The 9,959-nt window shown below is 69.7% G+C and carries 7 protein-coding genes; 5 read left to right on the forward strand and 2 right to left on the reverse strand.

The genetic code is table 11. The features are described 5' to 3' along the window. Position 1 precedes the first annotated feature (1 nt). From JHD80_RS16365 to JHD80_RS16375, 3 genes are read left to right on the forward strand one after another with little or no spacing between them, the layout of a single operon-like run. Entirely contained in the window at positions 2-919 is a 918-nt protein-coding gene (locus tag JHD80_RS16365; protein ID WP_199089339.1) for a DUF58 domain-containing protein, read from the forward strand. A 12-nt stretch (positions 920-931) separates the two neighbouring features. Further along, positions 932-3,757, forward strand: a complete 2,826-nt coding sequence (locus tag JHD80_RS16370; protein WP_199089341.1) for a DUF4159 domain-containing protein — start codon at positions 932-934, stop codon at positions 3,755-3,757. Positions 3,758-3,759: 2 nt separating this feature from the next. Then, positions 3,760-5,850: a hypothetical protein gene (locus JHD80_RS16375; RefSeq protein WP_199089343.1), complete on the forward strand. Its 2,091-nt coding sequence runs from the start codon at positions 3,760-3,762 to the stop codon at positions 5,848-5,850. A 123-nt stretch (positions 5,851-5,973) separates the two neighbouring features. On the opposite strand, the gene JHD80_RS16380 is transcribed toward JHD80_RS16375, so the two are convergent. Continuing rightward, entirely contained in the window at positions 5,974-6,480 is a 507-nt protein-coding gene (locus tag JHD80_RS16380) for a GNAT family N-acetyltransferase (protein WP_199089345.1), read from the reverse strand. Between the two features lie 343 nt (positions 6,481-6,823). On the opposite strand from JHD80_RS16380, the gene JHD80_RS16385 reads away from it, so the two are divergent. Then, complete coding sequence (locus JHD80_RS16385) at positions 6,824-8,362, forward strand: lyase family protein (RefSeq protein ID WP_199089347.1); 1,539 nt, start codon at positions 6,824-6,826, stop codon at positions 8,360-8,362. A gap of 127 nt (positions 8,363-8,489) precedes the next feature. Here the strand turns inward: JHD80_RS16385 and JHD80_RS16390 are convergent, their stop codons facing one another. After that, on the reverse strand, positions 8,490-8,999 hold the full coding sequence (locus JHD80_RS16390) for an NUDIX domain-containing protein (protein WP_199089349.1): 510 nt from the start codon (positions 8,997-8,999) through the stop codon (positions 8,490-8,492). Positions 9,000-9,331: 332 nt separating this feature from the next. Between JHD80_RS16390 and JHD80_RS16395 the strand changes: the two genes are divergently transcribed. Further along, the coding region (locus JHD80_RS16395) for a metallophosphoesterase family protein (protein WP_349237287.1) at positions 9,332-9,959 on the forward strand (628 nt) is incomplete at its 3' end.

Raw genomic sequence — 9,959 nt, forward strand, 5'->3', positions numbered from 1 at the left:
GATGCTGCGCACGCGCGTCCTGGGTCCGAGCGAAAGGCGGCCGTCGCGGCCGGTCCTCACCGAGTCGCTCGACCTCGCCGCGCGCCTGCCGCGCCTGATCCTGGAAGCGCGCCGCGTCTCGGCCAGCATCCACGGCATCCATGGAAGGCGCCGCTCCGGCCCGGGCGAGACCTTCTGGCAATACCGCCCGCTGGTCGCCGGCGAATCGGCCTCGCGCATCGATTGGCGCCGCTCCGCCCGCGACGGCCATCTCTTCGTCCGCGAACGCGAATGGGAGGCCTCACACTCGATCTGGCTCTGGATCGATCGCTCGCCCTCGATGGGCTTCGCCTCCTCGCTGGCGATGACCTCGAAGCTCGACCGCGCGCTGGTCGCGGGCTTCGCGCTGGCGGAGACGATGGTCGAAGGCGGCGAGCGCGTCGGCCATATCGGCCTGACGCGGGCGCTGGCCTCGCGCCGCATCGTCGAGATGCTGGCGCAGGCGATCCTCGCGGACGAGCGCAACGCCGCCTCCGACCTGCCGCCGGAAGCGCCGCTGCCGCGATTGGCGGATGCGATCATCATCACCGACGGGCTCTCGCCCGCCTCGGCGCTGGCGGGGCGGATCGCCACCCTGGCCTCGTCGGGCGCGCGCGGCCATGTCCTGCTGATCGCCGATCCGATCGAGGAGACCTTCCCCTTCAGCGGGCAGGCCGAGCTCTTCGACCTTGAGGACGGGCTGACCCTGCGCGTCGGCGATGCCGGCGCCTGGGGCGATGAGTATCGCCAGCGCCTCGCCGCCCATCGCGAGGCCATCACGGAAGCCTGCCGCAAGGCCGGCTGGACCCTGACGCTGCATCGCACCGACCGGCCGGCCAGCGAAGCGGTGCTGCGCATCGCGAGCCTCGTCGCCGCCTCGCGCAGCGCCTCGGGCTTCTGAGGGGAAACGCCGATGCTCAGCGCCCTGCCCTTCAGCTTCTCCGCCCCGCTCGCGCTCGCTGCGCTCGCCTTGCTGCCGGCGCTCTGGCTGATCCTGCGCGTCACGCCGCCGCGACCGCGCCGCATCGATTTCCCGCCGCTGAAGATCATGGCGGACCTGATCGCCAAGCGCGAGACGCCGGCCCATACGCCCTGGTGGCTGCTGGCGATACGCATGGCGGTGGCCGCGCTCGCCATCCTCGCCGTCGCCGGCCCGGTCTGGAATCCCGTCCGCGATGCCGCGCCCTCGCGCGGCCCCGTCCTGCTCCTGATCGACAATGGCTTCGGCGCGGCACCCGACTGGTCCGAGCGCGTCGCGGTTGCCGAATCGCGCATCGCCGCCGCGACCCGCGAAGGCCGCCCGGTCGCCGTGGTCGGGCTCGCCGAAGCCCCGGCCGCGATTACGTTGGCCGAGCCGCGCATCGCGCTCGATCGTTTGCGCGCGCTCCCGCTCCAGCCGCATGCGCCGGACCGCGCCGCCCATCTCCCGCGCATCGAAACCTTCCTCCAAGGTTCTCCCGCTGCCGAGATCGTCTGGGTCGCCGACGGGCTCGCCGTCTCGGATGACGGCAGCTTCCTCGCGCGCCTGAAGCAGGATGCGGAGTCCCGCCGGCTCGCGATCCATGCCGCGCCGGCCGGACAGCTCGCGCTCGCCGCTCCCGAAAATCTGGCGGGCGCCCTGACGGTCAAGGTGCTGCGCCCGACCGCGAGCGCGCCCGCGACGGGCCAGGTCCGCGCGCTCGATCTCAAGGGCCTGCCGCTCGGCAACGCGCCCTTTATTTTCGAGGGCAGCAACCTCGAAACGACGGCGCGTCTCACCCTGCCGATCGAGGTGCGCAACGCCGTCTCGCGGCTGGAGATCGTCGGCGAGCGTAGCGCCGGCGCCGTGGCGCTGCTCGACGACCGGGCCAAGCGCCGCCGCATCGGCCTCGTCTCCGGCGCGACCGCAGATACCGCGCAGCCCTTGCTCTCGCCGACCTATTACCTTTCTCGCGCCCTCCAGCCCTTCGCCGAGATCCGCGAGCCGCGCCAAGGCTCGACCGACCCGATCGGCGAAATGCTGGCGCAGAATCTCTCGGTCCTCGTCCTCGCCGATATCGGCGCGCTCGATCGCGAGACGGCCGAGAAGGTCACGAGCTTCGTCGAGCGCGGCGGCGTGCTGCTGCGCTTTGCCGGTGCCCGGCTCGCGGCCGCATCCGATGACCTGACGCCGGTGCGCCTGCGCCGCGGCGGCCGCACGCTCGGCGGCGGCCTGTCCTGGGAGAGCCCGCGCAAGCTTGCGCCCTTCACCCGCGAAAGCCCCTTCTTCGGCCTGACCATCAGCGACGATATCCGCGTCAGCCGCCAGATCCTGGCCGAGCCGGAACCGAACCTGTCGCGCAAGACCTGGGCGGCGCTGGAGGACGGCACGCCCGTCGTCACCGCCGAGCGGCGCGGCGACGGCCTGATCGCCATGGTCCATGTCACCGCCGACACCACCTGGTCGAACCTTCCGCTCTCGGGCCTTTTCGTCGACATGCTCCGCAAGATCGTCAATCTCGCCGGCAACGGCCCCGCCACTGAGACGCAGGGCGACGAGAGCCGGGTCGAGACCCTGTCGCCCGCGCGCGTGCTCGACGGCATCGGCCAGTTCCGCTCGGCGCCGGCCACGGCCCAGCCGGTGGCGCGCAACTATGCCGGCCGCGCAACGCTCGCCCATCCACCCGGTCTCTATGGCCCAACCGACGGCTCGCTGGCCGTCAACGCGCTGACACCGACCGATACGCTCGCAGCGCTCGACCTTGCCAGCCTCGGCGTCGCCGTGCTGCCGATCGACGAGCCGGTGGCGCGCGACATCCGCCCGCTGCTTCTCGTCCTCGCCCTGTTGCTGCTCGTCGCCGACACCCTGGCGACGCTCTGGCTCGGCGGGCGCCTCAATGTCGCCCGCCTGCGCAAGGCGGCCGCGCCGGCCGCCATCCTGCTCGCGCTCGGGGGCGCCTTGACGCTCCCTCCGGATTCGGCCCGCGCCCAGCAGCCCGCGCCGCCGCCCCAAGCCGATACCCGCCCGCCGATCCCGCGCGCCCTTCTCGCCAATGGCGCGCAGACGCGGCTCGCCTATGTCGTGACCGGCGACAAGCCCGTCGACGACATGTCCAAGGCGGGCCTCACCGGCCTCAACACGGTGCTCGGCGCCCGCACGGCGCTGGAGCCGGGCGAGCCGGTCGGCGTCAGCGTCGACCGCGACGAGCTTGCCTTCTTCCCGGTGCTCTATTGGCCGATCGTCGCCGGCCGGCCGCTGCCTTCGGCCGAGACCTTGCGCAAGCTCGAAGCCTATATGAAGGGCGGGGGGCTCGTGATTTTCGACACCCGCGACGCGATGAGCGCGCGGCCGGGCGGCGGCACCACGCCCGAAGGCGACCAGCTCAAGCGCATGCTGCAGACGCTCGACATTCCCGAGCTGGAGCCGCTGCCGCGCGACCACGTCCTGACCAAGACCTTCTACATCCTCGACGAGCTGATCGGCCGCTACGACACCGGTACGACCTGGGTCGAGACGCTCCCCCCGGCCGATAGCGACGGGCGCCGCCCGGCCCGTGCCGGCGACAATGTCTCGCCCATCGTCATCACCGCCAACGACCTCGCTTCCGCCTGGGCGATCGACCGGCGCGGCGAAGGGCTGGTACCGCTCTCCGGCGGCGACCCGCGCCAGCGCGAACTGGCGCTCCGTGGCGGCGTCAACCTCGTGATGTATGCGCTCACCGGCAACTACAAGGCCGACCAGGTCCATGTCCCGGCCCTGCTCGAGCGCCTGGGACAATAGCCATGTGGAGCGTCTCCTTCGCCCCGATGGTGCCGCTGCCGCTGCTGATCGGCCTCGCCGTGCTCGCGGCTCTGGCCGCCGGCGCGGCCATCGTCCTCGCTGGCCGCAGCGCCATCCTGCGCGCGCTCGCGCTTGTCATCTTGACCACGGCCCTGGCTGACCCTTCGCTCGTCTTCGAAGATCGCGAGCCGGTGAAGGACGTCGTCTCCGTCGTGGTCGACCGCTCGGCCTCGAACCGCCTCGCCGACCGCTCAGCCCAGACCGATGCCGCGGTCGCCGAGATCGAGCGGCAGTTGCGCGGCATCCCCAATGTCGAGCCGCGGATCGTCGACCTGCGCGACGCGCAAGGCACCAATGACGGCACCCGCCTGTTCGAGGCGCTCTCGAACAGCCTCGCCGACGTGCCCTCGGAGCGTGTCGCCGGCGCCATCGCCATCACCGACGGCCTCGCCCATGACGCACCGGCCAATGCCGAAGCGCTCGGCCTGCGCGCGCCGCTTCATATCCTGACCACCGGCCGCAATGCCGAGATCGATCGCCGCATCGTGCTGGTCGATTCGCCGCGTTTCGGCATCGTCGGCAAGGACCAGATCATCCGCCTGCGCGTCGTCGACAAGGGCGGCCCCGGCCGCGCCGGCCTGACCATCCGCCGCGACGGCGAGATCATCGCCCGCCGCGAGGTCGCCACCGGCCAGACCGTTCAGGTCCCGGTGCGCATCGACCGGGGCGGCCCGAACGTCGTCGAGATCGAGGCTTCTCCGCTCGATAACGAATTGACGCTGGCGAACAACCGCGCGGTCATCACCATCGAAGGCGTGCGCGACAAGCTGCGCGTGCTCCTGGTCTCGGGCGAGCCGCATCCGGGCGAGCGCACTTGGCGCAACCTGCTCAAGGCAGACGCCAATGTCGATCTCGTGCATTTCACCATCCTGCGCCCGCCGGAGAAGCAGGACGGCACCCCGATCAACGAGCTCTCGCTGATCGCCTTCCCGACCCGCGAGCTATTCCAGGTCAAGATCAAGGAATTCGACCTGATCATCTTCGACCGCTACGCCAACCAGTCGATCCTGCCGCTGCTCTATTTCGAGAACATCGTGCGCTATGTCCGCGACGGCGGCGCGCTGCTCGTCGCCGCCGGCCCCGAATACGCAGGCTCGCAGACGCTGGCGCGCACGCCGCTCGGCCAGATTCTGCCGGCCCTGCCCGATGGCAGCGTCATCGACGAGGCCTACCGGGCCCAGGTCAGCGAACCCGGCAAGCGCCACCCGGTCACCCGCGACCTGCCGGGCTCGGAAGTCTCGCCGCCGCGCTGGGGCGAATGGCTGCGCATGGTCGGTGCCCAGGCGCGGGCCGGCGGCGCGCCCGTCATGACCGGTCCCGGCGACCGCCCGCTCCTGATGCTGGCGCGCGAGCAGAAGGGCCGCGTCGCGCTCTTCCTCTCCGACCATGCCTGGCTCTGGGCGCGCGGCTTCCGCGACGGCGGCCCCTATCTCGACCTGCTGCGCCGCCTCAGCCACTGGCTGATGAAGGAGCCGGAACTGGAGGAGGAGGCGCTGCGCGCGACCGTGCGCGGCGCGACCGTCGAGGTCGAGCGCCAGACGCTGCGCGACAATCCCTCGCCCGTCACCATCACCGGCCCCGACGGCCAGTCGCGCACGGTGACGCTGGAGCCCGGCCGCCCCGGCCTGTTCACCGCCCGCATTCCGACCAGCGATCTCGGCCTCTACCGCCTGACCGCCGACAATCTCACCGCCTTCGCCAGCGTCGGGCCGGAGAACCCGCGCGAACTGATGGAAGTGGTCAGCGATCCCGGCGCGCTCCAGCAACTGGCGCAGGCGACCGGCGGCTCGTCCCGCCGCATTGGCCGCGAGAGCGGCTCGGCGGTCAATGTGCCCCGCATCGTGCCGGTGCGCTCCGGCAGCCAGTTCGCCGGCAATGACTGGATCGGCCTCAGGATCAGCGATTCCGGCATCGTCCGCGGCGTGCGCATCTCACCGCTCTTCATCGGGCTGATTGGCCTGGCCGTGCTGTTCGGCGCACTCGTCGCCGGCTGGCTCGGCGAGAGCGGCCGGCGCCTCAGGCGGGAGGCGTAAGGCAGGCCTGTCAGCAGCCGTCATTCTCGGGCGAAGCGAAGCCCAGACCCGCGAATCTCATGACGAGAAGGCACTGGTTTCCGAGATGCTCGGGTCAAGTCCGAGCATGACGGTGGTCAGGGCTCACCCCGCCCGCGCCGACATCACCGCCCCGCTGCGCTGTTTCAGCACGCCCTCGACCAGCTCCAGCGCTAGAAACCGCGCCGGATCGGCTGGCCCGGGCAGCACGAGCTGGCCGGGCGGCAGCACTTTGAAGCCGAAGCGGGCGTAATAGGGCGCGTCTCCGATCAGCATGATCAGGTCGTGCCCGGCCTCGCGCGCCGCCTCGATCGAGCGGTTCATCAGCGCGGCACCGATGCCCCGGCCCTCGAAGGCGGGGTCGACCGTCAGCGGCCCGAGCATCAGCGCCTTGTGGCCGCCGGCAAGAACCGCCGTCACCTTGACGGAGCCGACGAGGAAGGTGCCGACATGGGCGGCGAAGGACAGGGCCTGCTCGGGCGGCACGCCCTCGCGCAGGCGGAAGGCGGTGCGCGCGAAGCGGCCGGGGCCGAAGGCGCGCTCGTGCAGGCGCTCGATCGCGGCGGCGTCCACGGGGAGTTCGTGGCGGATGGTCAGAGGCAGAGATGTCATGATGATCGACGCTTAAGCGGGAGGCGGATCGGCAAAACGAGGGCAGGCGCGTGTGGGCGCATGACCGGAAGGGCGCATTCAGCGCGCCGGTCGTCGCAGGTCTCGCGGGCTCAGCCGGATCATCATGAAAGCGCCTCTACAGCATCGGGCTGGAAAGGGAAATCCACTTTTCGGAAAAATCCGTTGCGCCGCCAAAATGCTCTCAAGGCGGCGTTCAGCGACCTCCCGCCGATCCCCGCAAGGCTTGCCCGCCTCGGCGCTTTGGTCTCCAATCCGGTCTCCAAGCGGGGGGAACACGTCACGAAACCGAGGGCGATCTCGCTTTTCGGAACGGAGGAAGCGTATGTCCGGATTGAAGCCGCTCGCCCCTGCCCTTCTTCTCGCGGCCCTGTGCCTGCCGGCGCTGGCCCAGCAGCCGGCCCCGCCCAAGGAACCGGTCCGGGACGAGTTCTTCTGGCTCGGCGAGATGAACAAGGCGAGCACCGTCATCAATGCCGAGCAGGGCCTGCTCGACCGCTCGCTCGCGCCGAAGCTGGCGCAGGGCATCGCAAAGGTGATCGAGACCGGCAATCAGCCCGGCGCCAGGCGACCTTCGACAGTCATCACCTTCGAGCCTCTGATGATCAAGGAAGCCGGTGTGGAGGTCACGCTGATCCATGCCGGACGCTCCAGCCAGGACATGCACGCGACCTACCGCGCCGCGATCATGCGCGACCGGCTCCTCACCCTGGCCGACCGTCTCAACCAGGCGACGCGGACGATGGTCGAGCTCGCCGCGGCACATCGCGACACCGTCGTCCCCAACTACACCAACGGCGTCGCCGCCCAGCCCAACAGCTACGGCCATTACCTGCTCGGCCTTGCAGCGGGGCTCGATCGCGACGCGCAGCGCATCCGCGAGACCTATGCCCGCGTCGACCGCTCGCCGATGGGCACGACAGTGCTGAACGGCACGAGCTGGCCGCTCGATCGCCAGCACATGGCGGATTATCTCGGCTTCGCCGCCCTGGTCGACAATGCCTATGACGCCTCGCAGATCGCCGCAGCCGACCTGCCGGTCGAGGTCGGCGGCATCGTCACCGGCATCGCTCTGCATGTCGGCGGCTTCATCGAGGATGTGATGACGCAATATGCGCAGGCGCGGCCCTGGATCCTGCTGCGCGAGGGCGGTGGCACGACCGGCGGCGGCAACACCTATGTCTCCAGCGCGATGCCGCAGAAGCGCAATCCGGGCCTCCTGAACGGAACGCGCGAGGACGCCTCGACCGCCCTGTCCTTGGCGATGGGCCCGGTTTTCAGGGCGCATAACATCCCGCCCGGCATGCCCGACGCCAAGGACGCCAAGACCAACAGCGCCATGGTCGACAGCGCGGCCAAGTCCCTGCAAGGCCTCGACCGCATCCTCAAGGCACTCGTCATCGATCCCGAGCGCGCGCTGGAAGAGCTCAACAGCGACTGGACGGCATCGCAGGAACTCGCCGACGTGCTGATGCGCAAATACAAGCTGCCCTTCCGCGCCGGCCATCACTTCGCGTCCGAGGTCGTCGACTACGCCAAGCTCAACACCATCAAGCCGACCGATTTTCCCTATGCGCAGGCGCAGGCGATCTATCGCAAGGCCGCAAACGAGATGGGGCTCGCCACCGCCGAGCTGCCGATGAGCGAAGCCGAGTTCCGCGCGACGCTCGATCCCGTCGCCATCGTCCGGAATCGCGCCACCTCGGGCGGGCCGCAGCCGGCCGAGATGGACCGGATGCTGGCCGAGGCGAAGCAGCGCATCGAGCGGCAGGACGGCTGGATCAAGGACCGGCGCGCGAAGATCGCGGCGGGGCTGGCGAAGCTCGACGCCGATTTCAGCACGTTGGCGAAGAGCGCGAACTGAGAAACAGGCAAGCCCAGGGCCGCCGCAAAAGGTCGTGCCTGGATCATCATGCGCGGGTCATCCCAAGCGACCCGCCCGTTTTGGCGGAAGCGCCGCCTGAGACGGGTGCGTCGAGTGGCGGCCGCCTTCACCACTCCGTCGCAGGCGGCTGGCCGGATAGAATCTCGTCCAGCCGTCGCCTTGTCGCCGGCGTGGTCCCTACGGGCAGGCGATCGAGCGGGAAGAAGCCGGCCTCGGCAATCTCCTTGTCCGGCTGCTTGACGCGTTCGACCCGGAACTGGCGCAGAATATAGACCGCGACATGATCGCGCCGCGAGATCCTGCGGTTGAAGAACAGCCCGTGCAGGCTCGACCGCCCGGTCGGAACAATGCACGCCTCCTCCGACAATTCACGTTCCAGCGCGGTTTCCGCCGTCTCGCCGGCTTCGACCCCTCCCCCCGGAAAATGCCAGCCGGATATATAGGTGTGGCGGATCAGGAAAACCTCGCCGCGCTCGCTCAGGACGACGGCACGCACCCCGAGAGTCATGCCGCGCGCGAAGCGGAAATAGACGTGCAGCAGCCGGATCAGAAGGCGCTGCAACAGCGTGCGCGACTTCTCCTGATCGGCGGTTGGCGAGGATCCTGCTGATTGCATCCGCTCGATTCTCAAGGGCGGGTTAATTGTCTATGCAAAAAACGCATGACGGACCGTCAAGCGCCTCGGTTGCTCTGCCACAAACGCGCCCCAAATGAGGCAGATACCGCACCGCAACATCAGGACATCAAAACCATGCTTCTCTCTTTCATCATCGCTCGCTTCAAGGCCAAGCCGGCCTATGTCTGGAAGCCCGCCCTCACGCTGACCGATTCCCGCATCGTGTCGGAACTGACCGGCGCCGCCAACTGAGGTCATCTGACCTTTCCGCAGTCCAGGCGCGTCATCGGCGCGCTTGACTGACGGCCTCCTGCGGGGGCAAGCGCTTGAGCGTGTTCAAGCTCGCGCATCTGTCCGACCCGCATCTCGGCCCGCTCGCCGGGTTTTCGCTGCATCAGCTCATCGGCAAGCGCGCGACCGGCTATGTCAACTGGCGTCGCAAGCGCCGGCATGCCCACGACATGGCTATCCTGGCGCGGATCGTCGCCGACATCCATGCCCATGAGCCCGATCACGTCGCCTGCACCGGCGATGTCGCTCATATCGGCCTGCCCGACGAATTCAAGACCGCCATCGCCTTCCTCGACACGCTCGGCCCGCGCGAAACCGTCAGCTTCGTGCCGGGCAATCACGACACCTATGCCCGCTCCTCGCTGAAGCCCCTGGCGGGGCTGCTCGCGCCCTGGACGGCCGGTGATGACGGCAAGGCCGGCTATCCCTGGTATCGCCGCCGCGGCCCGGTCGCCCTGATCGGCGTCAACAGCGGCGTGCCGACCCTTCCCCTGATGGCGACCGGCCGCGTCGGCAGCGAGCAGATCGCCCGCACCGAGGCCCTGCTGGACCGCGCCCGCGACGAGGGGCTGATCCGCGTCGTGCTGATCCATCACCCGCCCTATGTCGGCGGCGCCAAGCGTGGGCGCGAGCTGGTCGATGCCGCCGCCTTCGAGGCGATGCTCAAGC

It is taken from the genome of Allobosea sp. ASV33 (assembly GCF_016428755.1).
Classification (GTDB): Bacteria; Pseudomonadota; Alphaproteobacteria; order Rhizobiales; family Beijerinckiaceae; genus Allobosea.

Excerpts from the sequence above, each read along its gene's own strand:
- JHD80_RS16365 (WP_199089339.1), top strand. The coding sequence starts at position 2 with ATGCTGCGCACGCGCGTCCTGGGTCCGAGCGAAAGGCGGCCGTCGCGG.
- JHD80_RS16385 (WP_199089347.1), top strand. The coding sequence starts at position 6,824 with ATGTCCGGATTGAAGCCGCTCGCCCCTGCCCTTCTTCTCGCGGCCCTG.
- JHD80_RS16370 (WP_199089341.1), top strand. The coding sequence starts at position 932 with ATGCTCAGCGCCCTGCCCTTCAGCTTCTCCGCCCCGCTCGCGCTCGCT.
- JHD80_RS16375 (WP_199089343.1), top strand. The coding sequence starts at position 3,760 with ATGTGGAGCGTCTCCTTCGCCCCGATGGTGCCGCTGCCGCTGCTGATC.
- JHD80_RS16380 (WP_199089345.1), bottom strand. The coding sequence starts at position 6,480 with ATGACATCTCTGCCTCTGACCATCCGCCACGAACTCCCCGTGGACGCC.
- JHD80_RS16390 (WP_199089349.1), bottom strand. The coding sequence starts at position 8,999 with ATGCAATCAGCAGGATCCTCGCCAACCGCCGATCAGGAGAAGTCGCGC.